Below are 24,662 nucleotides of genomic sequence, written 5' to 3'. Positions count from 1 at the left end.
AGGATGTACAAGCTTAGCTTTTTTGTTCCACCCAGCCATGTGGATGGCGTTAAAGAGGCCGTATTCGCTGCCGGTGGCGGGCGAATCGGCAACTACGACCATTGCGCCTGGCAAACCATGGGGCAGGGCCAGTTTCGTGCGCTGGACGGCAGTCAGCCGTTTATCGGGCAAACCGGTCAGGTCGAGTATGTCGGGGAATGGAAGGTTGAGCTGGTCGTTGCCGATGATCTGATTCAGGCGGTTGTGGCTGCGCTCAAGCTCAGCCACCCGTATGAAACCCCTGCGTATGAGGTGGTGCAACTGGCTGATTTCTAGTCGCTTGGCCATTAAAAAACCCGCTGACCGTTACCGGTTCAGCGGGTTTTTTATTGCCGGTTCGAGAGGCGTTAAGGGCGAATCTCGACCATTGTGCCGTTTTTGACCAGGCTCCAGACTTCGCGCATTTCGCTGTTTTTCATGGCAATGCAGCCATCGGTCCAATCCAGCGTATGAAACAGTGATTCGGGGTTTTCTTCGGTGTCTGGCGTGCCGTGGATCATGATCATTCCACCTGGGTCCACACCCTCGCGCCGCGCGGTCGCGGCGTCACTGACATTAGGGTAGTCAATGTGCATCGCCAGGTTGAACTTGTCGCTTTTTTTGCGCCAGTCGATCCAGTAGATGCCCTCAGGCGTGCGCTTGTCGCCTTCGCGCAGCTTATGTCCCTTGGGTTGTTTGCCCAATGAAATGCGATAGGTCTTGATGGCCCGACCGTTCTGTATCAGCTGCAATTTACGCGCTGATTTGAGAACCAGGATTTTTTCGACGCTTGTACTGATAGTTTCGGGCAGCGGCGCGAGCTTCGGTTTAATCACTTCATATTTATTGACGGGTTTGCCGTTAACGGTGACGACAACAGCAGCTTGGCAGATAACGGCAAATGACAAGCAAAGGGCAGCAAGCAACCAGCGCATTGGAGCGGTATCCCTGATGGGTGACGGACAACATTATTGTTTGGGGGTGACCAGGCCGGCCAGAGGCGGCACGGCCTCACTGCGCACGGGATAAGCGTTCTCGTGGCGATCGGAAAAAAAGCATTCTAAGGTACGGCTGACCGTGCGGAAAGCCAGCTCAGACCAAGGGATGTCTGCTTCATCGAAAAGGCGAACGTCCAGGCTTTCATCGCCTGCGGCAAAGTCGGGGCTTTGCAGTTCGGCCCGGTAGAAAATATGCACCTGATTGATGTGGGGCACATCGATCAGGGTATAGATGTTCAAGTTGATGACTTCGGCACAGGCTTCTTCGCGGGTTTCGCGCTGGGCGGCTTGTTCGACGGTTTCGCCGTTTTCCATAAACCCGGCTGGCAGCGTCCAGTAACCCTTGCGCGGCTCAATTGCGCGCCGGCACAACAGCACCTGGCTGCCCCAGGTCGGCAAGCAACCGGCGACAATATTGGGGTTCTGATAATGGACGGTCTGGCACTGTGGGCAGACGTAGCGCAGGCGTGAATCGCCTGGCGGGATATGTTGGCTGACAGAATGACCGCACTGGCTGCAAAATTTCATGCTGGGATCTCGGAGGCGTCCCCTATCTTGGGGGGTATTACGGTGTAACGGCAAGCTTCACTTGTCAGCCTGCGACAGCGTGGAGCTTGGGTGCCGCGAGTGAATTGGTGCATGATGCCCGATAAGTGACGGATCGAGATGACCTATGCTGGACGAGCTACTTAGCCGAGTGAGTCGTTACACACCGAGGACGCTGGAAACAGACCGCCATTTTCCTGAGGCTGCGGTGTTGTTGCCGGTGACGCGAAGCGCTGAGCCCGAATTGATTTTGACCCTGCGTGCCAGCGGGTTGTCGACTCACGGCGGCGAGGTGGCGTTTCCTGGCGGACGCCGTGATCCTGAGGATCCTGACTTGGTGTTCACCGCCCTGCGTGAAGCTGAAGAAGAAATTGGCCTGCCGCCGGGCTTGGTCGAAGTGATCGGGCCGCTCAGTCCTCTTGTGTCGCTGCACGGGATACGCGTCACGCCGTATGTCGGTTTGGTGCCGGACTACGTTGAGTACGTGGCCAATGACGCCGAAATTGCCGCAGTCTTCAGTGTTCCGTTGAGGTTTTTTCGTGAAGACCCGCGTGAGCATACGCACCGGATTGATTATCAGGGGCGCAGTTGGTATGTGCCCAGCTACCGTTTTGGCGTTTACAAAATCTGGGGGCTGACGGCAATCATGATCGTTGAACTGATGAACCTGCTGTACGACGACGTGAACATCAATCTGCACACCCCGCCGCAACGGTTTATCAATATTTAGAGCTGTCAGCACACAGCCGCGCCTGCTTGAGGACAAACGCATGAAATATCGCCTGGGTGATTCACTCGTCGAGACCCACCCTGACAGCTGGATTGCTCCCACCGCCGTGTTGATCGGCAAAGTACGTCTGGAGCAGGGTGCCAGTGTGTGGTTTAACACGGTGTTGCGCGGTGACAACGAACTTATCCTGATTGGCAAGCACAGCAATGTGCAGGATGGTGCCGTGATGCACACGGACATGGGCTACCCGTTGACGATCGGGACAGGTGTCACCATTGGCCATAAAGCCATGTTGCACGGCTGTACGGTCGATGATTACAGCTTGATCGGCATAAATGCGGTAATCCTCAACGGCGCGCGTATCGGCAAGCACTGCATCATTGGCGCGAACGCCCTGATTGGCGAAGGCAAGGTTATTCCCGATGGCTCGCTCGTCATGGGCTCGCCGGGCAAAGTGGTGCGCGAACTGACCGAAGCGCAAAAGCTCAAGTTGGAGGCTAGTGCGGCGAATTACGTCAAGAATGGCCAGCGATATGCCCGTGACCTTGAGGTGCAGGACGATGAGTGAGGTGGAGCGTCCGGTTGCCTCGCCTTGCGTCAATATCTGTGCGCTTGATGACGATGATGTGTGTTCGGGGTGCCAGCGTACCGTTGCCGAAATCACCCGCTGGAGCCGCATGACCAACGTGGAGCGTCGCGAGGTGCTTGTGTTGTGCCATGAACGGGCGAAAGCCAGTGGTGTGGTGTGGATGCTGGGTTCTTAAACCTGAGAGCGCCCTCACCCTAACCCTCTCCCGGAGGGAGAGGGGACTGACCGCACGCAGATTCATGAGCACCGCCAATCGGCCCCCTCCCTCTGGAGGGAGAGGGGACTGACCACAAGCGGATTCACGAACACCGCAAATCGGCTCCCTCTCCCTCTGGGAGAGGGTTGGGGTGAGGGTCTTGGCCCCGCACGCGCCCTCAAGTACCCTGTGCGCCTTACTCAGAGGTGTCCCACGCTGCCATGCTGTTTCTTATCGCTTATATCGCCAGCGTCGTGCTGATCAATTACGCCTTCTCCTCGGCGCCCGATCTGGACATTATCTGGTCAGCGTGGGGCGGGCTGGTGTTTGTTCTGCGCGACATGGTGCAAACCCGCTTCGGCCACGGCGCACTGTTGGCCATGCTGGCAGCGCTGGTACTGTCTTACATCACCTCCGACCCCTCTATTGCGCTGGCCAGCGCCACCGCCTTTGCGGTGTCCGAATGCATTGACTGGCTGGTGTTCAGCATCACCAAGCGTCCGTTGCATGACCGTCTTTGGATCAGCTCGGCGCTCAGTATCCCAATTGATACCTTCATATTTTTCGGCATGATTGACGCCTTTACGCCGGCCGTGATTTTGACTGCGATGGGGTCCAAATTCGCCGGCGTGACCTGCGTGTGGCTGGCGATGGCCTGGCGCTTGCGCAAAGCCGCAGCTCAATAAGGCCAGAGCGCCCGGATCATGTAAGATGCCGGCCTTCTACCCAGCAGGCGCAAGCGTTGCGAGCGCCTTCGATGATTTGCTTCCTTGAGGACCTGAAATGACCCGTATCGGAACTCCATTGTCGCCGACTGCGACCCGTGTATTGCTGTGTGGTTGCGGCGAACTGGGCAAAGAAGTCGTCATCGAACTGCAGCGTTTGGGCGTTGAAGTGATTGCCGTTGATCGCTATGAAAACGCACCGGCCATGCAGGTTGCGCATCGCAGCCACGTGATCAACATGCTTGATGGTGCTGCCCTGCGGGCGGTGATCGAGTTGGAAAAGCCGCATTTCATCGTTCCGGAAATCGAAGCCATCGCCACCGCGACCTTGCTTGAGCTGGAGGCTGAAGGCTTTACTGTGATCCCGACCGCACGGGCCACCTCGCTGACCATGAACCGCGAAGGCATTCGTCGTCTGGCGGCAGAAGAGCTGGACTTGCCAACCTCGCCTTACCATTTTGCCGACACCTTCGAGGACTACAGCAGCGCTGTGCAGGACTTGGGTTTCCCGTGTGTGGTCAAGCCGGTGATGAGTTCATCCGGTAAAGGCCAGAGCCTGCTGCGCGGTGCCGAGGATGTAAAAGCTGCTTGGGACTACGCCCAAGAAGGCGGCCGTGCAGGTAAAGGCCGGGTCATCATCGAAGGCTTTATCGATTTCGACTATGAAATCACCTTGCTCACCGTGCGCCATGTCGGTGGCACCACGTTCTGTGCCCCGGTCGGTCATCGTCAAGAGAAGGGCGACTATCAAGAGTCCTGGCAGCCGCAGGCCATGAGCCCGGTTGCACTGGCAGAATCCGAACGGGTCGCCAAGGCCGTCACCGAAGCGCTGGGTGGCCGTGGCTTGTTTGGGGTTGAGCTATTTATCAAAGGCGATCAAGTGTGGTTCAGCGAAGTGTCGCCGCGTCCTCATGACACGGGTCTGGTCACGCTGATTTCGCAGGATCTTTCGCAGTTTGCATTGCATGCGCGAGCCATTCTGGGATTGCCGATTCCGCTGATTCGCCAGTTCGGCCCGTCGGCCTCAGCAGTGATTCTGGTCGAAGGCCAATCCACTCAGACGGCCTTCGCTAATCTTGAATTGGCCTTGAGCGAGCCAGACACGGCGTTGCGCCTGTTCGGCAAGCCAGAAGTGAATGGCCAGCGCCGCATGGGCGTTGCCCTGGCGCGTGACGAGTCGATTGAAGCGGCCCGTGCCAAAGCGACTCGTGCTGCCCAAGCCGTCGTCGTAGAGCTGTAACACACTCCTCCGCGTAGCAGCTGCCGAAGGCTGCGTCCGGCGACGCAGTCGTCGTAAAGTCAGAAATTGCGGTAGTCAGATAAACCGCATTCTGAGGTTTACGATTGCTTCGCAATCGGACGCCGCCTGCGGCAGCTGCTACGGGGGCCTCAAACCACCTTGTTCAGGTCGGCTTCTTTGGTTTCTTTCAGGCACAGCACAGCGATCAGGCTGAGGATCGCGGCGCCTGACACGTACCCGCCCACCCAGCTCAATCCCCCCATACTCACCAGCTTTTGCGCAAAAAACGGTGCAGCGGAAGCCCCGACAATGCCGCCCAGATTGTAGGCCGCCGACGCGCCGGTATAGCGCACGCGGGTCGGGAACAGTTCAGGGAGCAGGGCGCCCATCGGGGCAAACGTCACGCCCATCAAGAACAGTTCAATACACAAAAACAGCGCTACGCCCCACGTAGAGCCTTGTGTCAGCAGCGGCTCCATCAAAAATCCCGACAAAATCGCCAGAATGCCGCCCACAATCAGCACCGGTTTACGCCCGTAACGGTCACTGGCCCACGCTGACAAAGGCGTCGCGGCAGCCATGAACAACACGGCAAAGCACAGCAGCCCGAGGAACGTCTCGCGGGTGTAGCCCAGCGTGGCGACGCCATAACTCAGCGAAAATACCGTCGAAATATAAAACAGTGCATAGCACACCACCATCGACGCCGCGCCCAACAGCATGGGGGCCCAATATTGGCTAAACAGCTCGATGATCGGCATTTTTACCCGTTCGTGCTGCGCAACGGCTTTGGCAAATACTGGGGTTTCTTCCAGCTTGAGGCGCACATACAAACCGACCATCACCAATGCAGCGCTGAGCAGGAACGGAATCCGCCAGCCCCAGGCGCGGAATTGTTCATCGCTCAAGCTCATGGCCAGAATCAAGAACAGGCCGTTGGCCGCCAGAAAGCCAATTGAAGGCCCCAGCTGTGGAAACATGCCGTACCAAGCGCGTTTACCCTTCGGGGCATTTTCGGTTGCGAGCAAAGCCGCACCGCCCCATTCGCCGCCCAACCCCAGCCCTTGGCCAAAGCGCAGCACACAGAGCAGGATCGGTGCCCAGGCACCAATTGTGGCGTACCCCGGCAGTACACCAATCAAGGTGGTGCACACGCCCATCAACAGCAAAGAGGCGACGAGTGTCGATTTGCGGCCGATGCGGTCGCCGAAATGGCCGAATAGAAAAGAGCCCAGCGGGCGGGCGAGAAAGGCGATGCCAAATGTCAGAAACGCCGACAGCATTTGCGCTGTGCCAGATGTCTGCGGGAAAAAAACCGGGCCGATCACCAGTGCAGCGGCGGTGGCATACACATAGAAATCATAGAACTCGATGGCGGTACCAATAAAGCTGGCCGTGGCAACGCGGGTGGCAGAATTTACCGGTTTCTCGGCCGAAGCTTCGCTGTACGTGGTGCTGGTGCTCATGTGTTTATCCCTGACAGTTATGCGCTCTGTGCCGATGTCTGCCTTTGCAGCGTGACGTGGCGAGCAATTTTTATGGTCGTTGGCCCTGATGGATGACAGGGTGCAAGCGCAGTTCAGGATGGGAACGTACGCAGGTACTGCGCAAAGCATCGCGCCGACAGCGCTGAGTGTGGGTAACACGCGTGTCGGCGAGGCTTGGGTAAGCGAGAAAGAGTATAGGGAGGCCCGTTCGAATGTAACAAGACCCTGCGCGGTGATTAAACCGCGGGTTTGACGCTGTTATGCCAGATCAGTACACGGCTGACGCGGTTCTCTTCAGTTTCAAGAATTTCCAGTCGATAGCGGCCGATTTTCACGCAGACAGTGGTTTCCGGAATGGTTTCCAGCGCTTCGGTGACCAACCCGTTGAGGGTCTTTGGGCCGTCGCAGGGCAGATGCCAGCCCAGGCATTTATTCAGCTCCCGAATCGATACGGCACCATCGACCACGTAACGGCCGTCGGGCAAAGGATCAATCAGCGGGTTATTGATGTGCTGTTCGTCCTCGAACTCGCTCACGATTTCTTCGAGAATGTCTTCAAGGGTCACGATGCCCAGTACTTCGCCGTACTCATCCACCACCACTCCGAGTCGCCGTTGCTGCTTGTGGAAATTCAGCAGTTGCAGTTGCAGCGGGGTGCTCTCGGGAATGAAGTACGGTTCGTGGCAGACGGCCAGTAACGCTTCTTTGGTCAGGCTGGCATCGGGCAGCATATGTTGGATGTGGCGGGTGTTGAGGATGGCTTCGACCTGGTTGATGTCGTTGTGAAACACCGGCAAGCGCGTGCGCTGGGTCTGGCGCAGTTGCTCGATCAGGTCTTCGATCGGTTCGTCGAGGTTAAGCCCTTCAACTTCATTGCGCGGGATCAGGATGTCATTGACCGTGATGTTGTCCAGCGCATGAATGCCGGTGAGCAGGTGCGGGCGGTTGTTGGTTTGCTCGTCATTCTGCTGTGGGTGTTCGTCGCGAAGCTCTTGGGCTTGGGCGCGCTGAGCCACTGTGCTGCGTTTGCCAATAAAAAAGCCGGCGAGTAACCCGGCTCCAGCGATCAGCAAAGCCGAGAGTGCAAGCAATGGCCCGGGGGGCAAGCTATCCATAATAATCGCCCGTCAGATATGCAAAATGTATTCGCGAACCAGCTTGCTGCCGAAGTAGGCCAGCATCAGCAGGCAGAAGCCGGCAAATGTCCATCGAATGGCTTTGTGTCCACGCCAGCCAAGGTAATGGCGCCCCAGCAGCAACACGCTGAACACGACCCATGCCAGACAGGCCAACAGGGTTTTGTGGACGAGGTGCTGGGCGAACAGGTTGCCCAGAAATAGCCAGCCGGAGATCAACGACAGGGACAGCAGCGACCAGCCAGCCCATAAAAAGCCAAACAACAGGCTTTCCATGGTTTGCAGGGGCGGAAAGTTCTTGATCAGGCCTTTGGGGTGTTTGCGTTTGAGCTGATAATTTTGCAGCGACAGCAGCAAGGCCTGGAATACCGCGATGGTGAACATGCCATAGGCCAGCAGCGACAGCAGGATATGGGCGAGAATGCCCGGCTCTTCATCAATGACCTGAACGGTGCCAGGCGGGGCAAATTGGGACATCAATACCGTGAGTATGCCCAGCGGGTATAAAAGCAGCAGCAGGTTTTCGACCGGGATGCGTGCGCAGGCTACCAAGGTCACGGCAATGACCGCGACTGCGATCAGGCTGGCTGCACTGAAGAAATCCAGTTCAAGGCCGGCTGGCGTCATCAAGTGGGTGAACAGGCTGATGGCATGGGCGATCACGGCAATAATGCCGAGCGTCACCAGCAGGCTTTTATTTGCCTTCACGCCTTGGCGCAGGCAAGTGCCTTGATAGAGGGTCGCAGCGGCATATAAGCAGGCGGCGGCGAGACTGGGTAGCAAACTGGGTGACAAGGGGAGCATAAATCCTGTTAGGCAAGCCCGAAAGGGATGAGTTTGGCATACAACCGGCCATGCACGAAAGCCACATAAGCCGACGGTAAGGTGTCGGACACGGCCAGTCTTCGCTATAATCCGCGACCTGCCCACGCCGCAGGCTCGCCGAGCATCAGTTTTACACGGGCTGGGCCGCAATAACCCCGGTCTACTTTGGGCCTGAAAGGATCGCGCATGTTTGAAAATTTAACCGACCGTCTTTCGCAGACGCTGCGCCATGTCACCGGCAAGGCCAAGCTGACCGAAGACAATATCAAAGACACCCTGCGTGAAGTACGCATGGCGTTGCTGGAAGCCGACGTGGCTTTGCCAGTGGTCAAGGACTTCGTCGCTGCGGTCAAAGAGCGCGCTGTCGGCACTGAAGTGTCGCGCAGCCTGACGCCGGGCCAAGCGTTCGTAAAAATCGTCCAGGCTGAACTTGAAAGCCTGATGGGCGCTGCCAACGAGGACCTGGTCCTCAATGTGACGCCACCTGCCGTTGTGCTGATGGCAGGTTTGCAGGGTGCAGGTAAAACCACCACTGCGGGCAAGCTGGCGCGCTTCCTTAAAGAGCGTAAAAAGAAAACCGTCATGGTCGTGTCGGCGGACATCTACCGTCCGGCGGCGATCAAGCAGTTGGAAACACTGGCCAACGAAGTCGGTGTGACCTTTTTTCCGTCCGACCTGAGTCAGAAGCCAGTAGACATCGCTCGCGCCGCCATTGCGGAAGCCAAGCTGAAGTTTATTGATGTCGTGATTCTCGACACCGCCGGTCGTCTGCACATCGACGCCGAGATGATGGCCGAGATTCAGGAACTGCACGCGGCCGTCAAGCCGGCAGAAACACTGTTTGTCGTGGATGCGATGACGGGCCAGGATGCCGCCAACACGGCCAAGGCCTTTGGCGACGCGTTGCCGCTGACCGGTGTGATCCTGACCAAGGTTGATGGTGATGCCCGTGGCGGTGCGGCCTTGTCCGTGCGCTCGATCACTGGCAAGCCGATCAAGTTCATCGGTATGGGCGAGAAGAGCGATGCGCTTGAGCCCTTCCACCCGGATCGTATTGCGTCGCGCATCCTGGGCATGGGCGACGTGCTCAGTCTGATCGAGCAGGCCGAACAGACCCTCGATAAAGACAAAGCCGACAAGCTGGCTAAAAAGCTCAAGAAGGGGAAGGGCTTCGACCTCGAAGACTTCCGCGATCAACTGCAACAGATGAAGAACATGGGCGGCCTGGGCGGCCTCATGGACAAGCTGCCGAACATGGGCGGCGTCAATCTGGCTCAAATGGGTAATGCCCAGGGCGCAGCAGAAAAGCAGTTCAAGCAAATGGAAGCCATCATCAACTCCATGACCCCGGCCGAGCGCCGTGACCCTGACCTCATCAGTGGTTCGCGCAAACGCCGTATTGCCATGGGTTCCGGCACTCAGGTGCAGGACATCGGCCGCTTGATCAAGCAGCACAAGCAGATGCAAAAGATGATGAAGAAGTTCTCCACTAAAGGTGGAATGGCCAAAATGATGCGCGGCATGGGCTCGATGATGCCCGGCGGCGGCATGCCAAAAATGTAATTTACCTGCCCGGGCGCTTGCGTCCGGGCAGCTCGCAGTGATGCGAGACACCCGGCAAACCCGCACTGTGCGGGAGCTGACCCTTCGCCATTCGTGGCGATCTCGCTGCAAATCTGTAGGGCATGCCGGCAGGCGCCAGAAAAAGACATTTGCAAAAGTCCGGATATTCCTTAGAATATGCGGCCTTTCGGGCACCTATGCCCGCTGTGCCTTTAGATTTGCAGCACCGACTACAGGAACGATGTTCACATGCTAACAATCCGTCTTGCCCTTGGCGGCTCCAAAAAGCGCCCGTTTTACCACTTGACCGTTACCGACAGCCGTAACCCACGTGACGGTTCCCACAAGGAACAAATTGGCTTCTTCAACCCGGTTGCCCGTGGTCAGGAAGTTCGTTTCTCCGTTAAAGAAGACCGCCTCGCCTACTGGCTGAGCGTTGGTGCTCAACTGTCTGAGCGTGTTGCTCAGCTGGTTAAAGAAAACGAAAAAGCTAAGGTTGCGGCCTGAGCAATATGAGCGTGACGCCTGAAACTGCTGATGATTTGATCGTTATCGGCAAAATCTACTCAATTCACGGCGTGCGCGGCGAAGTGAAGGTTTATTCCTTTACGGATCCAATTGATAACCTGTTGGACTACAAAAAGCTGACGCTTCGGCGCGGTAATGATGTGCGACAGGCAGAGCTGGTCAGTGGCCGTTCTCATAACGGCAAGTTTCTGGTTGTAAAGCTCAAAGGTCTCGATGACCGTGATGAAGCTGGTCTTCTTCGCGAATTCGAAATCTGCGTGCCGCGTAACCTGTTTCCTGAGCTGACCGACGGCGAGTACTACTGGTACCAGCTGCAGGGACTGAAAGTGACCAACCTTGAAGGGCAATTGCTCGGCAAGATTGTTGATCTGATGGAAACTGGCTCGAACGATGTCATGGAAGTCAAACCTTGCCCAGGTAGCCTGGATGATCGTGATCGCTTGTTGCCCTATACAGAGCAGTGTGTGTTGAGCGTTGACCTTGCAGCTGGCGAGATGAAGGTGGATTGGGATGCGGACTTCTAAGCGTGGCTAAATTGCGCGTAGAAGTGATCAGTTTGTTTCCCGAAATGTTTTCCGCCATCAGCGACTACGGCATCACTAGTCGTGCGGTGAAACAAGGGCTCTTGCAGCTGACTTGTTGGAACCCGCGAGACTACACAACGGATCGGCATCACACTGTGGACGATCGCCCATTTGGCGGTGGTCCGGGCATGGTGATGAAGATCAAGCCTCTGGAAGATGCACTGGTTCAGGCCAGAGAAGCAGCCGGAGAGGCGGCGAAGGTTATTTACCTGTCGCCCCAAGGCCGTCAACTGAATCAGTCGGCGGTACGCGAACTGGCGAATGAGGAAGCATTAATCCTTATTGCAGGTCGCTATGAAGGCATTGACGAGCGTTTTATAGATGCTTATGTCGATGAAGAGTGGTCGATTGGTGACTATGTACTTTCCGGTGGCGAGCTGCCGGCGATGGTTCTGATTGATGCGGTTACACGACTGCTGCCTGGAGCTTTAGGGCATGCGGACTCCGCGGAGGAAGATTCCTTCACGGATGGTCTGCTGGATTGCCCGCACTACACCCGACCGGAGGTGTATGCGGATCAGCGTGTTCCCGACGTATTGCTAAGTGGCAATCATGCACACATCCGGCGTTGGCGTTTACAGCAGTCCCTTGGGCGGACCTTTGAACGACGCGCCGATCTTCTGGAAAGCCGCTCGCTTTCTGGAGAAGAGAAGAAGCTGCTCGAGGAATACATCCGCGAGCGGGACGATAGTTAACAACGTATCGATGGTAGGTCCGATGACCTACCTTAGGAGCACAGCATGACTAACAAAATCATCCTTGCACTCGAAGCAGAGCAGATGACTAAAGAGATCCCTACTTTTGCCCCGGGCGACACTATTGTCGTTCAGGTGAAAGTGAAGGAAGGCGATCGTTCGCGTCTGCAAGCTTTCGAAGGTGTAGTGATTGCCAAGCGTAACCGTGGCGTGAACAGTGCTTTCACTGTTCGTAAAATCTCCAACGGTGTTGGCGTAGAGCGTACTTTCCAGACCTACAGCCCGCAAATCGACAGCATGGCTGTTAAGCGTCGCGGTGACGTTCGTAAAGCCAAGCTGTACTACCTGCGTGACCTGTCGGGTAAAGCAGCTCGCATCAAGGAAAAACTGGCTTAAGTCCAGCTTCCCGATGCAGAAAAAAGCAGCCTTCGGGCTGCTTTTTTGTTGCCTGAAATTTGTCAGACCTTTGTTCAGTTGTAAGGTTGTAGAAAGCATGAATTCACGTGAAAAAGAGATTCAACGTCGTACAGAGCTGTCCGTTACGCGCATCACCAAAGCTGTATTTCCTTCGACCACCAATCATCACAACACCTTGTTTGGTGGCACAGCATTGGCCTGGATGGACGAAGTATCGTTTATCGCCGCCACACGCTTTTGCCGCCTGCCGTTAGTCACCGTTTCGACCGATCGCATCGATTTCAATCATCCGATCGCCGCGGGTTCCATTGTGGAGTTGGTTGGGCGTGTGGTGAAAGTGGGCAATACCAGCCTCAAGGTCGAAGTAGAGGTGTACGTTGAGAGCATGAGTTGCGATGGTCGCGAACTGGCCATCCAGGGTCTGTTCAGCTTTGTTGCCATCGACGAAGACAAGCGCCCGGTACCGGTGTTACCCGGTTTTGCGCAGGCTTCGTAGATAACTTCCTCTGCCGCTGACGAATAGAGCGCGGCTGCGTTCGGCGGCAAAGCCCTCGTAAAACCCGTCAATTCGGTGCTTCGGGTTTTACAAGTGCCAATACCGTCCAGCCCGTATCCGGCGTCACCTCACTGTCGGGTGTTATCACGTGCACCCAGCCGCTACTGTCGCGCGCGAACAGAAGTGTTGCACGTTGACCGTGCAGTGCCTGGTAATCGTCCCAGGAGAAGCTGTCAGTCAGGTGCGTGCTGTAAATTTCTGCCCCTTGATGTAACTCGTTTATCAGTTGGCTATAAGTGATTGCAGGCTTACCAAACACTTGGCCGCGATGTTCATGGCTGGCGCGATGCTTGTCAGAGCGGCGGCTTTCCTGACTGTTGGTCAAGGTGTAAAGACGTTGCGCGCCGAACTCGTGACGAAAGCGCGTGACTGCCAGTGTGTTCAGTTCACCTGATGGTGACAGTGCAAGCAAATGGCCTAAGCCCACCAGGTCCAGATGCGACTCCGCATGTTCAGAGGCCGGGTTGCCAAAGTAGGTGGGCAGGTTTTCCATGCGCGCGGCGCGGATGTTCTCCCAATTGGAGTCCGTTAATAACACCCGGATACCCAGTTGTTGCAACGCTTTGGCAATCACCCGTGCCGGACCGTTTGCGCCCACGATCAAAAAGCCGCTGGGTGGCGGCTCTGCCACTTTCAGCAGTCGTGCCAATGGGCGAGCGGTGGCACTTTGCAGCACCACCGTGCCGATGATGACGGCAAAGGTTAATGGAACCAGCAGCAAGGCGCCTTCGTGACCTGCTTCATCCAGTCGTATCGCAAAAATGGCAGATACAGCTGCCGCGACGATGCCCCGTGGAGCGATCCAGGCCAGCAACGTCCGCTCACGCCAGCTCAGCTTTGAACCGGCTGTCGACAGCAATACGTTCAAGGGGCGTGCAATAAATTGAATAATCAGTAGCAGAACCAGCACAACGGGCCCTAGCGCCAGCATGGCATGCAGGTCGAGGCGGGCGGCGAGCAAGATAAACAGCCCGGAGATCAGCAGTACGCTGAGGTTTTCCTTGAAGTGCAGGATATGCCGTACGTCTACGCCCTTCATGTTGGCCATCCACATGCCCATCAGCGTGACAGCCAGCAAGCCGGACTCATGCATGATCTGGTTGGAGGCAATGAAAATTCCCAGCACCGCCGCCAGGGTCGCCAGGCTATGCAGGTATTCGGGCAGCCATTGACGACGCAACACGTTACCCAATGCCCAGCCCCCGGCGATGCCGAACACACTGCCGCAAATGATGACCCCGGCAAAGGTCAGCAAGCTATGACTCAAGCCATCACCGGCGGCGCGGGCAATGATAAAGCTGTACACCACCACGGCGAGCAAGGCGCCAATCGGGTCGATGACGATACCTTCCCAGCGCAGGATGTTGGCAATCGAGGCTTTGGGCCGCACGACGCGCAGCATTGGCACAATCACGGTGGGGCCGGTCACCAGTGTCAAGGTCCCGAACAGCAGGGCCAGCAACCAGTCAAACCCGAGCAGCCAGTGCGTGGCCAAGGTAATGACCGCCCATGTGGACAAGGCGCCGATCGTCACCAGTCGATGCACTACGCTGCCAATCTCACGCCATTCAGACAGGTGCAGCGTGAGGCTGCCTTCAAACAGAATCAGTGCGACAGCCAGTGAGACCAGCGGCATCAGCAATGGGCCAAACAGCGTTTGAGGATCAAGCCATCCCAGCACCGGCCCGATCAGTATTCCCGTTAGCAGCAAAAACAGAATGGCGGGTAATTTCAGCCGCCAGGCCAGCCATTGGCAGCCCAGCGCGGCGACACCTATACCGCCAAACGTCAGCAGGATCTGTTGTTCGTTCATAGGGCATCCTTTACGGGCATTTTGTCTAGGCCATTGCGGGCGGGCTATGAAAGACTAGCGGTCACTTTGAACGTTCACCTTTTATTTGTGCGCAGTTTTTTACACCTGCGCTTAGAGAGCCAATGCCCGCTATAGATGATCCACTTATCGACCGTTTTCTGGATGCCTTGTGGCTTGAAAAAGGCCTGTCCGATAACACCCGCGATGCTTACCAAAGTGATTTGGCGCTGTTTAACGGCTGGTTGCAGGAACGCGATGTAGCACTCATCAACACGGGGCGCGACATGATCCTTGATCACTTGGCATGGCGACTTGATCAAGGGTACAAACCCCGTTCAACCGCGCGATTCCTGTCGGGTGCTCGTGGCTTTTACCGATATTTACTGCGTGAAAAACTGATTGGTGTAGACCCGACCTTGCAAGTCGATATGCCGCAGTTGGGCAGGCCACTGCCTAAGTCCCTGTCGGAAGCCGATGTGGAAGCCTTGCTGGCGGCGCCTGACATGAGCGAAGCCATTGGCCAGCGTGATCGGGCAATGCTGGAGGTGCTGTATGCCTGCGGCCTGCGAGTGACCGAACTGATCAGTCTGACGCTGGAGCAGGTCAACTTGCGCCAGGGCGTGTTGCGAGTAATGGGCAAAGGCAGTAAAGAGCGCCTGGTGCCTATGGGCGAAGAGGCCATTGTTCAGGTTGAGCGGTATATGCGCGATGCGCGACATGAACTGCTGGGGGGGCGCCCCAGCGATGTGCTGTTTCCCAGCCTGCGCGGTGAGCAAATGACCCGCCAGACCTTCTGGCACCGGATCAAGCATCAGGCCAAAGTGGCAGGCATCGACAAATCACTGTCACCGCATACGTTGCGGCATGCCTTTGCCACCCATTTGCTCAACCACGGTGCTGACTTGCGCGTGGTGCAGATGCTGCTGGGCCATAGCGATTTGTCGACTACGCAGATTTACACCCATGTGGCGCGCGCTCGCCTGCAAGACCTTCATGCTCGCCATCACCCTAGGGGTTAGTCGTGTCTCAGGGTCGGCCCGGCAAACCATCTGTGGTAGGCTTTGCCGGTTTAGAACGCGAGCTGTTGCGACTCTGTTTTAGGGAGTCGTTCAAGCTTGATCGTTTTGTCCGCCTTCAGGAGTTCTCATGCGCGTGACCCGAATTTTAGCCGCCGCAGCCATTGCGTTGGTCAGTACCTTCTCATTTGCCGACACCGGCGCCGAACAAGCTATCCGTAAAAGCCTGGAAGCACTGAAACTGGATGTTCCTGTCGAGAGCATCAGTGCCAGCCCGATGGCCGGCCTGTATGAAGTCAAGCTCAGCGGCAGCCGTGTGCTGTATGCCAGCGCCGATGGTCAGTTCATCGTGCAGGGCTACATGTTTCAGCTTAAAGACGGCAAGCCGGTCAACCTGACCGAGCAAGCCGAGCGTGTGGGCGTGGCGAAATTGATCAATGGTATTCCGGTAGCCGAAACCGTCGTTTACCCTGCAATCGGTGAAACCAAGTCGCATATCACCGTTTTCACCGACACCACGTGCCCGTATTGCCACAAGTTGCATGAAGAAGTGCCTCAGTTGAACAAAATGGGCATTGAAGTGCGTTATGTTGCGTTCCCGCGTCAGGGCTTGGGTTCTGCGGGTGACCAGCAGTTGCAAGCGGTCTGGTGTTCGGCTGACAAGAAAAGCGCGATGGACAAAATGACGGCAGGCAAAAAGGTTGAAGCGCCCAAGTGCGCCAACCCGGTCGCCAAGCAGTTCGCCATGGGCCAATCGATTGGTGTGAACGGTACGCCAGCCATTGTTTTGGCTGACGGCCAGGTTATTCCGGGCTATCAGCCTGCTGCACAGGTTGGCAAGCTGGCCCTGGGTGCTAAATAATCCCGCATCGCCAGGCTAAACGCTTGGCGATCAAGGCCGTGCAGCTCAGTTGTGCGGTTATTAAATAGAGAACCGTGGCAATCCACGGTTGTGTTTCACGGCCGACCTTGAGTCGGCCGTTTTATGGGGAGTTCAGTGTGAATCCGGTCAAAGTAGGTATCTGTGGGCTCGGGACCGTCGGTGGCGGCACCTTCAACGTACTAAAGCGTAACGCCGAGGAGATTGCCCGCCGTGCCGGGCGTGGTATCCAGGTTGCGCAAATTGCCATGCGTACGCCAAACCCTCAGTGCGACATTGCCGGTACCCCCATTACAAACGATGTCTTCGCTGTAGCAACCAACCCCGAAATCGACATCGTTATCGAGTTGATCGGCGGTTACACCATCGCTCGAGAGCTTGTGCTCAAGGCCATCGAAAACGGTAAGCACGTCGTCACCGCCAACAAAGCGCTGATCGCGGTTCATGGCAACGAGATTTTCGCCAAGGCTCAGGAAAAGGGCGTGATCGTTGCGTTCGAAGCCGCGGTGGCCGGTGGTATTCCGGTGATCAAGGCGATTCGTGAGGGTCTGTCGGCCAATCGCATCAACTGGGTGGCTGGCATCATCAATGGCACGGGTAACTTTATCCTGACCGAAATGCGCGAAAAGGGCCGCACGTTTGAAGACGTATTGGCTGAAGCGCAGGCCCTGGGTTACGCCGAAGCAGACCCGACCTTCGACGTGGAAGGTATTGATGCGGCGCACAAGCTGACTATTCTGGCGTCGATAGCGTTTGGTATCCCGCTGCAATTCGACAAGGCCTACACAGAAGGCATTACCAAACTGACTACCGCTGATGTGAATTACGCAGAAGCGCTGGGCTATCGCATCAAACACCTGGGCGTGGCACGCAGCACCGCCAATGGCATTGAACTGCGCGTACACCCGACACTGATCCCGGCAGACCGTCTGATTGCCAACGTCAATGGCGTCATGAACGCCGTCATGGTCAATGGTGATGCAGCGGGCTCCACTCTGTTCTACGGTGCAGGCGCTGGCATGGAGCCAACGGCTTCGTCAGTAGTGGCCGACCTGGTGGACGTTGTGCGGGCGATGACGTCCGATCCTGAAAACCGTGTGCCGCACTTGGCCTTCCAGCCAGATTCGTTGTCTGATCACCCGATCCTTCCGATTGAAGCCTGCGAAAGTGCTTACTACCTGCGCATCCAGGCCAAGGACCATCCGGGTGTATTGGCTCAAGTGGCCAGCATTCTGTCCGAGCGCGGTATCAACATCGAATCGATCATGCAGAAAGAAGTCGAAGAGCATGACGGCCTGGTGCCAATGATCTTGCTGACCCACCGTGTGATCGAGCAGCACATGAACGACGCGATTACGGCGCTCGAAGCGTTGCAAGGCGTTGTCGGCTCTGTGGTTCGCATCCGCGTTGAGCATCTTAATTAATTAACAGCTGCAAGCGATCCGCTAATCGCGGCAAGCAAGAGCCAGACTGCTTTTACTTGCCGCTTGCCGCTGAACCGCTTGCCGCTCAAACCGAAGGTTTGAAACCATGCGCTATATCAGCACCCGTGGCCAGGCACCGGCCCTGAATTTTGAAGATGTATTGCTGGCCGGTCTGGCCACCGATGGCGGTTTGTATGTGCCGGAAAACCTGCCGCGCTTTACTCAGGAAGAAATCGCTTCCTGGGCTGGCCTGCCGTATCACGAGCTGGCGTTCCGGGTCATGCGCCCGTTTGTGACCGGCAGCATTCCTGACGCAGATTTTAAAAAAATCCTCGAAGAAACCTACGGTGTTTTCTCCCACGCAGCCGTTGCTCCCTTGCGCCAGTTGAATGGCAACGAATGGGTACTGGAACTGTTTCACGGGCCTACCTTGGCATTCAAGGATTTTGCCCTGCAACTGCTCGGCCGTTTGCTCGACTACGTGCTTGAGAAGCGTGGCGAGCGCGTTGTGATTGTCGGTGCTACTTCCGGCGATACCGGCTCGGCAGCGATTGAAGGCTGCAAGCATTGCGAAAACGTCGATATTTTCATCCTGCACCCCAATAACCGGGTGTCGGAAGTCCAGCGTCGGCAAATGACCACGCTGTTTGGCGAAAACATCCATAACATCGCCATTGAAGGCAACTTCGATGACTGCCAGGAAATGGTCAAGGCCAGCTTTGCCGATCAGGGATTCCTCAAGGGCACACGTCTGGTGGCGGTCAACTCGATCAACTGGGCTCGCATCATGGCCCAGATCGTTTACTACTTCCACGCAGCCCTGCAGTTGGGTGGGCCACACCGTTCGGTATCGTTCTCTGTGCCGACGGGTAACTTTGGCGATATCTTTGCCGGTTACCTGGCGCGCAACATGGGCTTGCCGATCAATCAGTTGATCGTGGCGACCAACCGTAACGACATCCTGCACCGTTTCATGAGCGGCAATCAGTACGCCAAAGAGACATTGCATGCCACTCTGTCGCCGTCGATGGACATCATGGTGTCCTCGAACTTCGAGCGCTTGCTGTTCGATCTTCACGGCCGCAATGGCGCAGCAGTCGCTGGCCTGATGGACACCTTCAAGAAAACCGGCAACTTCAGCGTTGAAGACGACCGTTGGACTGAGGCCCGTCGTTTGTTCGACTCGCTGGCTGTTGATGACGAGCAAACCTGCGAAACCATTGCTCAGGTATTTGCTGAAACCGGCGAAGTGCTGGACCCCCATACCGCGATCGGCGTCAAAGCTGCCCGCGAGTGCCGCCGTAGCCTGGATATTCCGATGGTTATTCTGGGAACAGCTCACCCGGTCAAGTTTCCGGAAGCGGTCGAGAAAGCGGGTGTAGGAAAGGCGCTTGAGCTGCCTGCACATCTTTCTGATCTGTTTGATCGAGAAGAGCGTTACACCGTTTTGAACAATGACTTGAAAGCCGTACAAGCCTTTGTCAGCCAGCATGGCAATCGTGGAAAAGCGCTTTAAAGGCACTTCTCCTACGTAATATGAAGCCCGTCATCTGACGGGCTTTTTTGTACGTGCATGGCAAACTTGCCCCGTTTTCGCCTCTGAATGCTGGCGAGTAGTCGGTCAAGGAGGCTGTCATGTCACGATCTAGTCGCGAGCTCAAGGATTGGTTTCTAAGCGTATTGTTAGTCACGCTGGCCTCACTTGGTTCAGTGGCCCATGCTGCGCAAGCAGTGCCTTTGCAACTTCCTCAAAGCTTTATTTCTCCCAAATCCTTGACCTTTGATCACGCGCAACAGCAATTTCTGGAGCAGCGTGGGCTTTTGCGCGTGGGTGTCTTCGTGGGTGACTATGCCCCGCTGGACATTACTGGCGGTCGCAATCGCTATCAGGGCATCAGTGCCGACTATTTAGGCCTCATTCGAGATACGCTCGGGATCAAAGTGAGTGTTTCTGGATTCAGTAAACGTGAGCAGGCTGTAGCTGCCTTGCTCTCGGGCAAGATCGATCTGTTAACCAGTGCCGGTGGCTATGAGCGCGGTGTCGAAGGGCTGATTTTTTCAGCGGACTATATGGCCGATCGGTCAGTGGTGGTTGGGCGAGGAAGTGAAGTTAATGGCACGGATAATTGGGACCGAAAAAAAATAGGCTTTCTGGAGGGCCAGGTCGACAGTCTGGTTGCCCATGCGTTTTACCCTAAAAGCCAGATTATCCTCATGCCTGATTTAAACAGTGCGCTAGAAGCCCTGGCAGAGGGTGAAGTTGATGCGTTCATCGGTAATGAGGTGGTTGTACGGTCTTTCAAAACCTTAAGGCCAAACTCGGGGCTACGTATTGTGGGGGAGAGCAATCTGCCCGTATCGGGCTTTGCCTTTGCTACCCGACGTGATGAAGAGCAATTACGCAGGCTGATTGATCGTGTCTTGAGCAGCCTGGATACCGGGTTGACGCAAGTGATCCACGCGCGCTGGACCACCGGGCTGGGCGGGGGCATAGGTCATAAGCAGATCAAGCTGTCTTCCAGAGAGCGAGACTGGATCAGAAAAAACCCTGTAGTCACCGTCGCGTCTCAGCAATACCCGCTTTATACGTTCAAAACCGGAGATGAGCGGTGGGTGGGTTTGAGCCAGGACATCCTCTATCGCATCTCGCGCATGACCGGTCTGGAGTTTGTACACCGGGAGAGTTTCTCCACGGCACAAACCCTGGAGCTGCTGCAAAGCGGCCAGGCCCATATGAATACGACGTTGACCGAGAGTGCGGAACGTAAAGCCTTCTTGAACTTTACCTACTCGTTTGGCGGTGCGCCTTGGGTCTTTGTTGTACGCATCAATGACTCCCGGTTGGGTGCCTTGTCTCAACTGGCAGGCCAGGTACTGGTGCTGCCAGCGCGTCATGCCTTAGTGCCGATGATTCGTAGTGAGCATCCGCAAATACAATTAAAGCTGGTTGAAAATTATGCCCAGGCCCGCCATCTGGTTGAGCGGGGCGATGCTGTAGCCACGATTCAGAATGAAACCCAGGCTTATCTTTATCCCCCGGGGCGCTTGAAAGTAGGCCGAAGTGTAGAGGGGCGGTGGTCCGCGGATAATTTTGCTGTCTCGGCCCGGCACCCGGAGTTACGCGACATACTCAACAAGGGGCTTGAAGCTTTGTCCATGGCCGAAGTACGCGCTTTGCGCGTCAAGTGGCTGGGCGGGGTGGGCAGTGCGCCGGTTATCGAGCCCAGTGACGGGGCGTCACCGTGGGTATTTTGGCTATCGGTTGCGGGGACTGCGTTAGGCGTAATCTGTGCTTTTTGGTATTGGCATCTGATCAAGCAGCTGCGAATCATCCGTTTAGCCTTTCATCATTTGCAAGAACGTCAGGCGTCACATCAACGTTATGTTGATGCCGTGCCCAATCCGATGTTTATAAGGGGGCTGAAGGGCGAAATCATTGCCTGTAATCGTGCCTACTCTGAATGCTTTGCCACCCAGGCCGAACTCATGAGCGGGCAACGGGTCACCGAAGTGGACATGTTCACCGCCGAAGTGGGCGAGCTATTTCATGCCGAAGTGATGCAAGTGCTGGAGAGTCGAAAACCGCTGTATGAAAAGCGTCGAGTTACATTCAAAAAACACAGTGTTGAGATTTACCGCTGGATCGTGCCTGTCTACTCGGGTTCTGGCCATTTAGAAGGTGCCATGGGGGGGTGGTTCGATATTTCTGGGCACAAAGCGTGGGAGTGATGGCTCTTCTTGATTTATTGGTGACACGTCCTACTGACATTTAGGAATTATCCTATGTTGGTTTTCACTCAACCTCTCTAGAGTCATTTTCCCGCGCCAAGTACGCGTTATGTTTCAAAGGCCCGTGATGCGTTCTCTTAAAGTGTTGATACTGGAAGACAACCCTTTTCAACTGATGGTGCTGCACCAAATGTTGAATGCCTTTCACATTTTTGATGTGCTGGCTGCCGAAGACATCGAGTCTGCCCGTTGTTCAATTGCCAAGCGCGGGATCATTGATGTGGCTATTTGCGATCTGTATCTGGACGGGGCCAGCGGCGTGGAGTTGATTCGCGAAATGGCCATCAACCATGAGGCGCGCGCGTTGATTATTCTTAGCTGTGCAGCGCCTGAAGTCATGGCGCGTGCGGTTCATGCTGCGCGCGAAGAAGGGCTCAGGGTATTGGGCTGTTTGGCCAAACCGGTGACCGTCAGTCACTTGGGGCGCTTGTTGGCCTTGTACGAGCAGTCAGGCAGTGCGGAGGAGGCTGAGCGTCAAAATTGATGACGCATCACAGGGAACCTTTAATGGCGCCTGCAGGTCTTATTTTTCATCAACAGGATCATGCATATTGCTCCGATGCGTGCAGCCTGTTGAGCAGGTCATCAGACCCTGTTAAGCCCCGAGTTGTCTCCCCACTGCTCGGGGCTTTTTTTGCGTTTTTTTTGTCAGCGCTCAATGACGGAGGGCACGACTGAGCCCGATTCCTGATACTCCTCGGTATGATCAGGAATGGCCCATTGCGCTTTTAACGTGTTCAGGACGTTATCGCCCAGATTGGCCAATACGGCGTTAATCGTATGAATGGCTTCGCGGCCTTGTTCAGTGTCCGAACAACCGATATAGATCAGTTGATACTTGGGGGCTCCCTTTACCGGATAAAAAATCAATGCGTCCTTTGGCAGCCCTACCTGGTCGGCTTTGGACTGGATTTCCGGCCAGTACCCCAGGACGGCCTGCACTCGTCCAACGCGTTGCATTTGCAACAAACTACCCAGTGGGTCGCTGCCGTAATGCTTAAACAGTTGCTGCTGCGGGCCATGTGACACTTGTTCATCGATCCACTCGCCATAACTGCGCTGGGCAATCACCCCGAGCTTTACCGTCTTGGTATTGAGCAGGGCCAGCAGGTCTAACTCTTGGTCGTGGACAAAAGGCTCCAGCAGTGGCTGGTTCTCGCGGCGGATGGCGAGGCCGTTGCTGTGCAAACCGGTTATGGGAGTGGAGTAAATGATTGAGTGAGCGCGAGCCGAGCTCCATATCAATGTGGGGTCGCAGGCCAGCGGCTGATCTTTGAGCATCTGAATGGCACGTGCCTTGTTCACCCGCAAAACAACGTGTTCATAGCTTGGCATGCTGGCGATCAGTGCAGGCATCAGTTGATCAATCATGCCTTGGCCTTTTTTCGGGCCATCAAACACCGTCAGGGGCGCAAGGTCACGCAGCAGCCAGATGAGTTTCTCAGCGGCTCGACTCTCGGCAGCGCAGGCAAGCAATGCCACAACGATCAGGCCTGCCCACAGGCCAGGCAAATTCCTGGTCTTAGCCATTTGCTGTTTCCTTCAAGCCAATCAACATGCTGCTTAAATAGCGCCTGTTAGCTTCAGGTGAGCTATGGCGCTGGCGTCATAGCCCAAATTATTCAGGACTTCGTTGTTGTGGGCGCCCAACTCGGGGCCGACCCACTCGGCAGAGCCTGGGGTGTCGGACAGCTTTGGCACGATGCCGGGCATTTTGAACGCTTTGCCGTCAGGTAACTTGGCCTGTAAAAACATTTCTCGGGCTAAAAATTGCGGGTCACTGAACATGTCCTCGGCCGAAAAGATGCGGCTGGCAGGTACTTGGGCTGCACTCAATTGCTCAAGTACGCGCTCCAGCGACTGGCTGGCTACCCAGCGATCGATCACCCCGTATAACTCGTCACGGCGCTCGTCGCGGCCGTCATTGCTGCTTAACTGAGGGTCATTGGCCAGATCCTCACGTCCGATGATGAGCATGAAGCGCTTGAAGATGGCGTCGCCATTGGCGCCAATCTGGACGTGCTTGCCGTCCTGGCTGGTATGAATCGAGGAGGGCGTGATGCCCGGCATGATGTTGCCGGTGCGTTCCCGGATAAATCCGAACACATCGAACTCAGGCACCATGCTTTCCATCATGGCAAAAATGGCTTCATACAGCGCTACGTCAACAACCTGGCCTTTTCCGCCATTGACCTCACGATGACGCAGAGCCATCAGCGCGCCAATCACTCCCCACAGCGCCGCAATCGAATCACCGATAGAGATGCCCGTCCGCACGGGAGGCCGGTCTTCAAAACCGGTGATGTAGCGCAACCCGCCCATTGATTCGCCTACGGCGCCAAATCCCGGTTGATCTTTCATCGGGCCGGTTTGGCCGAAACCGGAAAGCCGCACCATTACCAATTTGGGGTTTAGGGCATGCAGCACTTCCCAGCCCAGACCGAGTTTCTCCAATACGCCGGGGCGAAAGTTTTCGATCAGGATATCGGCGTCTGCCAGCAAGGCTTTGAGAATACTCAAGCCTTCAGGGTGTTTGAGATTCAGGGTCAGAGACTTTTTGTTGCGGGCCTGAACAAACCACCAGAGGGAGGTGCCCTCATATAATTTGCGCCATTTGCGCAACGGATCGCCGCCATCCGGGGATTCAACCTTGATCACCTGAGCACCGAATTCAGCGCAGATACGCGACGCAAAAGGTCCTGCAATCAGAGTGCCCAGTTCAATGACTTTGACGCCTGAAAGCGGGTGGGTGGCGATTGGCATTTGGAATCCTTGTCCGTGGAGGCGAGTACAGACTTTTAACATAGGTGGCCGTACAAATCCTGCTGAGGGTCTGGTTGGCACGATGCGCCGCGCCTGCGGCATCCCGGTCAAGTCCGTTCACAGGATATGTTCGGCGCATGGCAG

General features: G+C 56.0%; 25 protein-coding genes and 1 pseudogene. 18 read left to right on the top strand and 8 right to left on the bottom strand.

All coding sequences use genetic code 11. The annotated features are described in order from the left end of the window. Positions 1-3: 3 nt before the first annotated feature. Complete coding sequence (locus tag EQV93_RS14170; RefSeq protein WP_122782491.1) at positions 4-315, top strand: Nif3-like dinuclear metal center hexameric protein; 312 nt, start codon at positions 4-6, stop codon at positions 313-315. 71 nt (positions 316-386) lie between these two features. On the opposite strand, the gene EQV93_RS14165 is transcribed toward EQV93_RS14170, so the two are convergent. Together EQV93_RS14165 and EQV93_RS14160 are read right to left on the bottom strand one after the other, a co-directional pair. Continuing rightward, complete coding sequence (locus EQV93_RS14165) at positions 387-953, bottom strand: L,D-transpeptidase family protein (RefSeq protein WP_122782490.1); 567 nt, start codon at positions 951-953, stop codon at positions 387-389. Between the two features lie 33 nt (positions 954-986). Next, positions 987-1,544, bottom strand: coding sequence for an NUDIX hydrolase (locus EQV93_RS14160; protein WP_122782489.1), 558 nt, complete (start codon positions 1,542-1,544; stop codon positions 987-989). A gap of 145 nt (positions 1,545-1,689) precedes the next feature. Between EQV93_RS14160 and EQV93_RS14155 the strand changes: the two genes are divergently transcribed. From EQV93_RS14155 to purT, 5 genes are all read left to right on the top strand, one after another. Then, positions 1,690-2,292 carry a CoA pyrophosphatase gene (locus tag EQV93_RS14155; RefSeq protein ID WP_240891775.1) on the top strand — a complete coding sequence of 201 codons (603 nt, stop codon included), beginning with the start codon at positions 1,690-1,692 and terminating at the stop codon, positions 2,290-2,292. A 40-nt stretch (positions 2,293-2,332) separates the two neighbouring features. After that, positions 2,333-2,860 (top strand): gamma carbonic anhydrase family protein, encoded by a 528-nt coding sequence (locus tag EQV93_RS14150; RefSeq protein WP_122782487.1) that lies wholly within the window; start codon positions 2,333-2,335, stop codon positions 2,858-2,860. Continuing rightward, complete coding sequence (locus EQV93_RS14145) at positions 2,853-3,056, top strand: DUF1289 domain-containing protein (protein ID WP_146426447.1); 204 nt, start codon at positions 2,853-2,855, stop codon at positions 3,054-3,056. The genes EQV93_RS14150 and EQV93_RS14145 overlap by 8 nt, the downstream gene beginning before the upstream one ends. A gap of 242 nt (positions 3,057-3,298) precedes the next feature. Beyond that, the gene (locus EQV93_RS14140; protein ID WP_146385345.1) at positions 3,299-3,763 is read left to right on the top strand and encodes a VUT family protein; all 465 of its coding nucleotides are present in this window, start codon (positions 3,299-3,301) and stop codon (positions 3,761-3,763) included. A gap of 97 nt (positions 3,764-3,860) precedes the next feature. Further along, positions 3,861-5,042 (top strand): formate-dependent phosphoribosylglycinamide formyltransferase, encoded by a 1,182-nt coding sequence (gene purT / locus EQV93_RS14135; protein WP_146385343.1) that lies wholly within the window; start codon positions 3,861-3,863, stop codon positions 5,040-5,042. A gap of 149 nt (positions 5,043-5,191) precedes the next feature. On the opposite strand, the gene EQV93_RS14130 is transcribed toward purT, so the two are convergent. From EQV93_RS14130 to EQV93_RS14120, 3 genes and pseudogenes are all read right to left on the bottom strand, one after another. Next, positions 5,192-6,508 carry an MFS transporter gene (locus EQV93_RS14130; RefSeq protein ID WP_122782483.1) on the bottom strand — a complete coding sequence of 439 codons (1,317 nt, stop codon included), beginning with the start codon at positions 6,506-6,508 and terminating at the stop codon, positions 5,192-5,194. Positions 6,509-6,765: 257 nt separating this feature from the next. Then, positions 6,766-7,458: pseudogene (locus EQV93_RS14125) on the bottom strand (transporter associated domain-containing protein); the annotation flags it as partial. A gap of 198 nt (positions 7,459-7,656) precedes the next feature. After that, a complete protein-coding gene (locus EQV93_RS14120; RefSeq protein ID WP_122782481.1) occupies positions 7,657-8,469 on the bottom strand; it encodes a cytochrome C assembly family protein in 813 nt (270 codons plus the stop codon). Positions 8,470-8,676: 207 nt separating this feature from the next. On the opposite strand from EQV93_RS14120, the gene ffh reads away from it, so the two are divergent. The 6 genes from ffh to EQV93_RS14090 all read left to right on the top strand — a co-directional run bounded on the left by ffh (position 8,677) and on the right by EQV93_RS14090 (position 12,773). After that, positions 8,677-10,053, top strand: coding sequence for a signal recognition particle protein (gene ffh, locus EQV93_RS14115; RefSeq protein ID WP_122782480.1), 1,377 nt, complete (start codon positions 8,677-8,679; stop codon positions 10,051-10,053). 249 nt (positions 10,054-10,302) lie between these two features. Beyond that, the gene (gene rpsP / locus EQV93_RS14110; protein WP_095028900.1) at positions 10,303-10,560 is read left to right on the top strand and encodes a 30S ribosomal protein S16; all 258 of its coding nucleotides are present in this window, start codon (positions 10,303-10,305) and stop codon (positions 10,558-10,560) included. A gap of 5 nt (positions 10,561-10,565) precedes the next feature. Continuing rightward, on the top strand, positions 10,566-11,105 hold the full coding sequence (rimM, locus tag EQV93_RS14105; protein ID WP_048363294.1) for a ribosome maturation factor RimM: 540 nt from the start codon (positions 10,566-10,568) through the stop codon (positions 11,103-11,105). A 2-nt stretch (positions 11,106-11,107) separates the two neighbouring features. Then, a complete protein-coding gene (trmD, locus tag EQV93_RS14100; protein ID WP_003440270.1) occupies positions 11,108-11,860 on the top strand; it encodes a tRNA (guanosine(37)-N1)-methyltransferase TrmD in 753 nt (250 codons plus the stop codon). Positions 11,861-11,905: 45 nt separating this feature from the next. Then, entirely contained in the window at positions 11,906-12,256 is a 351-nt protein-coding gene (rplS, locus tag EQV93_RS14095; RefSeq protein ID WP_003175895.1) for a 50S ribosomal protein L19, read from the top strand. A 97-nt stretch (positions 12,257-12,353) separates the two neighbouring features. Beyond that, positions 12,354-12,773, top strand: a complete 420-nt coding sequence (locus tag EQV93_RS14090) for an acyl-CoA thioesterase (protein WP_122782534.1) — start codon at positions 12,354-12,356, stop codon at positions 12,771-12,773. Between the two features lie 67 nt (positions 12,774-12,840). On the opposite strand, the gene EQV93_RS14085 is transcribed toward EQV93_RS14090, so the two are convergent. Continuing rightward, positions 12,841-14,646, bottom strand: a complete 1,806-nt coding sequence (locus tag EQV93_RS14085) for a cation:proton antiporter (RefSeq protein ID WP_146385339.1) — start codon at positions 14,644-14,646, stop codon at positions 12,841-12,843. Positions 14,647-14,768: 122 nt separating this feature from the next. On the opposite strand from EQV93_RS14085, the gene xerD reads away from it, so the two are divergent. From xerD to EQV93_RS14055, 6 genes are all read left to right on the top strand, one after another. After that, a complete protein-coding gene (gene xerD, locus EQV93_RS14080) occupies positions 14,769-15,665 on the top strand; it encodes a site-specific tyrosine recombinase XerD (RefSeq protein ID WP_122782478.1) in 897 nt (298 codons plus the stop codon). 127 nt (positions 15,666-15,792) lie between these two features. Further along, on the top strand, positions 15,793-16,524 hold the full coding sequence (locus EQV93_RS14075; protein ID WP_122782477.1) for a thioredoxin fold domain-containing protein: 732 nt from the start codon (positions 15,793-15,795) through the stop codon (positions 16,522-16,524). Between the two features lie 137 nt (positions 16,525-16,661). Beyond that, entirely contained in the window at positions 16,662-17,966 is a 1,305-nt protein-coding gene (locus EQV93_RS14070; protein ID WP_122782476.1) for a homoserine dehydrogenase, read from the top strand. 106 nt (positions 17,967-18,072) lie between these two features. Continuing rightward, the gene (gene thrC / locus EQV93_RS14065; protein WP_122782475.1) at positions 18,073-19,482 is read left to right on the top strand and encodes a threonine synthase; all 1,410 of its coding nucleotides are present in this window, start codon (positions 18,073-18,075) and stop codon (positions 19,480-19,482) included. 119 nt (positions 19,483-19,601) lie between these two features. After that, positions 19,602-21,695 (top strand): transporter substrate-binding domain-containing protein, encoded by a 2,094-nt coding sequence (locus EQV93_RS14060; protein ID WP_122782474.1) that lies wholly within the window; start codon positions 19,602-19,604, stop codon positions 21,693-21,695. 127 nt (positions 21,696-21,822) lie between these two features. Then, entirely contained in the window at positions 21,823-22,239 is a 417-nt protein-coding gene (locus EQV93_RS14055; protein ID WP_240891774.1) for a response regulator, read from the top strand. A 164-nt stretch (positions 22,240-22,403) separates the two neighbouring features. On the opposite strand, the gene EQV93_RS14050 is transcribed toward EQV93_RS14055, so the two are convergent. Next, entirely contained in the window at positions 22,404-23,285 is an 882-nt protein-coding gene (locus EQV93_RS14050; RefSeq protein WP_240891773.1) for a TIGR02285 family protein, read from the bottom strand. 33 nt (positions 23,286-23,318) lie between these two features. Beyond that, positions 23,319-24,518 carry a CaiB/BaiF CoA transferase family protein gene (locus EQV93_RS14045; RefSeq protein ID WP_122782472.1) on the bottom strand — a complete coding sequence of 400 codons (1,200 nt, stop codon included), beginning with the start codon at positions 24,516-24,518 and terminating at the stop codon, positions 23,319-23,321. Between the last annotated feature and the right edge of the window lie 144 nt (positions 24,519-24,662).

Source organism: Pseudomonas sp. TMW22091 (assembly GCF_022496705.1).
Taxonomy (GTDB): Bacteria; Pseudomonadota; Gammaproteobacteria; order Pseudomonadales; family Pseudomonadaceae; genus Aquipseudomonas; species Aquipseudomonas saxonica.
The sequence above is the reverse complement of the archived record's forward strand: the minus strand, read 5'-3'. Positions and strand labels throughout refer to the sequence as shown.

Bases quoted from the DNA above. Each gene is read 5' to 3' on its own strand.
- EQV93_RS14170 (WP_122782491.1), top strand. From the start codon at position 4: ATGTACAAGCTTAGCTTTTTTGTTCCACCCAGCCATGTGGATGGCGTT.
- EQV93_RS14165 (WP_122782490.1), bottom strand. From the start codon at position 953: ATGCGCTGGTTGCTTGCTGCCCTTTGCTTGTCATTTGCCGTTATCTGC.
- EQV93_RS14160 (WP_122782489.1), bottom strand. From the start codon at position 1,544: ATGAAATTTTGCAGCCAGTGCGGTCATTCTGTCAGCCAACATATCCCG.
- EQV93_RS14155 (WP_240891775.1), top strand. From the start codon at position 1,690: ATGCTGGACGAGCTACTTAGCCGAGTGAGTCGTTACACACCGAGGACG.
- EQV93_RS14150 (WP_122782487.1), top strand. From the start codon at position 2,333: ATGAAATATCGCCTGGGTGATTCACTCGTCGAGACCCACCCTGACAGC.
- EQV93_RS14145 (WP_146426447.1), top strand. From the start codon at position 2,853: ATGAGTGAGGTGGAGCGTCCGGTTGCCTCGCCTTGCGTCAATATCTGT.
- EQV93_RS14140 (WP_146385345.1), top strand. From the start codon at position 3,299: ATGCTGTTTCTTATCGCTTATATCGCCAGCGTCGTGCTGATCAATTAC.
- purT (WP_146385343.1), top strand. From the start codon at position 3,861: ATGACCCGTATCGGAACTCCATTGTCGCCGACTGCGACCCGTGTATTG.
- EQV93_RS14130 (WP_122782483.1), bottom strand. From the start codon at position 6,508: ATGAGCACCAGCACCACGTACAGCGAAGCTTCGGCCGAGAAACCGGTA.
- EQV93_RS14120 (WP_122782481.1), bottom strand. From the start codon at position 8,469: ATGCTCCCCTTGTCACCCAGTTTGCTACCCAGTCTCGCCGCCGCCTGC.
- ffh (WP_122782480.1), top strand. From the start codon at position 8,677: ATGTTTGAAAATTTAACCGACCGTCTTTCGCAGACGCTGCGCCATGTC.
- rpsP (WP_095028900.1), top strand. From the start codon at position 10,303: ATGCTAACAATCCGTCTTGCCCTTGGCGGCTCCAAAAAGCGCCCGTTT.
- rimM (WP_048363294.1), top strand. From the start codon at position 10,566: ATGAGCGTGACGCCTGAAACTGCTGATGATTTGATCGTTATCGGCAAA.
- rplS (WP_003175895.1), top strand. From the start codon at position 11,906: ATGACTAACAAAATCATCCTTGCACTCGAAGCAGAGCAGATGACTAAA.
- EQV93_RS14090 (WP_122782534.1), top strand. From the start codon at position 12,354: ATGAATTCACGTGAAAAAGAGATTCAACGTCGTACAGAGCTGTCCGTT.
- EQV93_RS14085 (WP_146385339.1), bottom strand. From the start codon at position 14,646: ATGAACGAACAACAGATCCTGCTGACGTTTGGCGGTATAGGTGTCGCC.
- xerD (WP_122782478.1), top strand. From the start codon at position 14,769: ATGCCCGCTATAGATGATCCACTTATCGACCGTTTTCTGGATGCCTTG.
- EQV93_RS14075 (WP_122782477.1), top strand. From the start codon at position 15,793: ATGCGCGTGACCCGAATTTTAGCCGCCGCAGCCATTGCGTTGGTCAGT.
- thrC (WP_122782475.1), top strand. From the start codon at position 18,073: ATGCGCTATATCAGCACCCGTGGCCAGGCACCGGCCCTGAATTTTGAA.
- EQV93_RS14060 (WP_122782474.1), top strand. From the start codon at position 19,602: ATGTCACGATCTAGTCGCGAGCTCAAGGATTGGTTTCTAAGCGTATTG.
- EQV93_RS14055 (WP_240891774.1), top strand. From the start codon at position 21,823: ATGCGTTCTCTTAAAGTGTTGATACTGGAAGACAACCCTTTTCAACTG.
- EQV93_RS14050 (WP_240891773.1), bottom strand. From the start codon at position 23,285: ATGGCTAAGACCAGGAATTTGCCTGGCCTGTGGGCAGGCCTGATCGTT.
- EQV93_RS14045 (WP_122782472.1), bottom strand. From the start codon at position 24,518: ATGCCAATCGCCACCCACCCGCTTTCAGGCGTCAAAGTCATTGAACTG.